The 1,361-nt window shown below is 66.3% G+C and carries 2 protein-coding genes; both read left to right on the top strand.

What is annotated here, in order from left to right; genetic code table 11:
* The first annotated feature begins 48 nt into the window (after positions 1-48).
* Positions 49-1,182, top strand: a complete 1,134-nt coding sequence (locus FNH05_RS37370; protein WP_144593538.1) for an IS701 family transposase — start codon at positions 49-51, stop codon at positions 1,180-1,182.
* Positions 1,179-1,343, top strand: a complete 165-nt coding sequence (locus FNH05_RS38710) for a hypothetical protein (RefSeq protein WP_186382949.1) — start codon at positions 1,179-1,181, stop codon at positions 1,341-1,343. Before FNH05_RS37370 ends, FNH05_RS38710 begins: the two co-directional genes overlap by 4 nt.
* The last annotated feature ends 18 nt before the right edge of the window (positions 1,344-1,361 follow it).

Here is a 1,361-nt window from a genome sequence, read left to right as displayed (position 1 = left end):
CTAGTACTGCAACGGCACTTGCTTGATCTGTAGTGGATCATGGTGTGTGTGGTGTTGGATCTTGTCGTGGGCCAGTTGGATGAGTTGCATGCGCGGATCGCGGGCCGGTTTGGGCGGTCGGAGCCGCGGGCTCGGGTACGGGAGTATGTGTCGGGGCTGGTCGCGGGCCTGGAACGTAAGAACGGGTGGACGCTGGCGGAACGGGCTGGTGAGGTCAGCCCGGATGGGATGCAGCGGTTGCTGCGCCGCGCGGATTGGGACGTCGACGGGGTCCGTGACGACGTGCGCGACTACGTGGTCGAGCATCTGGGTGATGCGCGGGGGGTGCTGATCGGGGACGAGACCGGCTTCCTGAAGAAGGGTGTCCGCTCGGCGGGGGTTCAGCGGCAGTATTCCGGGACTGCCGGGCGGATCGAGAACTGCCAGATCGGGGTGTTTCTGGCCTACGCCTCCGAGCATGGGCATGCGTTGATTGATCGGGAGTTGTATCTGCCGGAGTCCTGGATTACCGACCGGGACCGGTGCCGGGCCGCGGGTGTCCCCGACGAGGTGGGGTTCGCGACCAAGCCACGCCTGTTCATGGCGATGCTGGAACGGGCGATCGCCGCGGGTGTGCCGTTTGCGTGGGTCACCGCGGACGAGGCCTATGGCCAGGCCCCGTATCTTCGGGTGTGGCTGGAAGAACAAGACGCCTGGTATGTGCTGGCCACCCGATGCAACGACACCGTGATCACCACCGACGGTGATCCTGTCCAGGCTGATGTGCTGGTCGCGGCCCTGCCCGCGCGGGCGTGGCGGCGACTCTCGGTCGGCGCCGGCGCCCACGGTCCCCGGGAATACGACTGGGCCCGTATCCCGATCCACACCGGGTGGCGACCGGGCCGGGGGCAGTGGCTGCTGGCGCGGCGCTCGATCAGCGACCCGACCGAGATCGCCTACTACCTCTGTTACGGGCCCGGCCGCTCGACTCTGCTGGACCTGGCCTGGATAGCCGGGTCCCGATGGCGGATCGAGGAATGCTTCCAGCAAGCCAAAAACGAAGCCGGGCTCGACCACTACCAGGCCCGCACCTGGCGGGCCTGGTATGCCCACATCACCCTCTCGATGCTGGCCCACGCCTGGCTCGCCGCGAGTAAAACCCTGGCTGTAAAAGGGGAATCGGCACCAGCGATCAAGGCATGATCGGCTACACGGTACCCGAGATCCGCCGCCTGTTGATCAACCTGGTCCACCACTACCTTCCCGATGCCCGGCACGTCTGGCACTGGTCCCGCTGGCGCCGACGCCGACAACACCAAGCCAGACTCAGCCACTACAAACGCCGCGGCTACCCCCTCACCTAACTGCCGTTGCAGTACTAG

Source organism: Amycolatopsis rhizosphaerae (genome assembly GCF_007713715.1).
In the GTDB taxonomy this organism is placed as follows: domain Bacteria; phylum Actinomycetota; class Actinomycetes; order Mycobacteriales; family Pseudonocardiaceae; genus Amycolatopsis_E; species Amycolatopsis_E rhizosphaerae.
Note: the sequence above shows the minus strand (reverse complement) of the source record. Positions and strands in the feature narration are given on the sequence as shown.

What these genes read in the sequence shown, in the direction of transcription:
- FNH05_RS38710 (WP_186382949.1), top strand. Translation starts at nt 1,179, where the DNA reads ATGATCGGCTACACGGTACCCGAGATCCGCCGCCTGTTGATCAACCTG.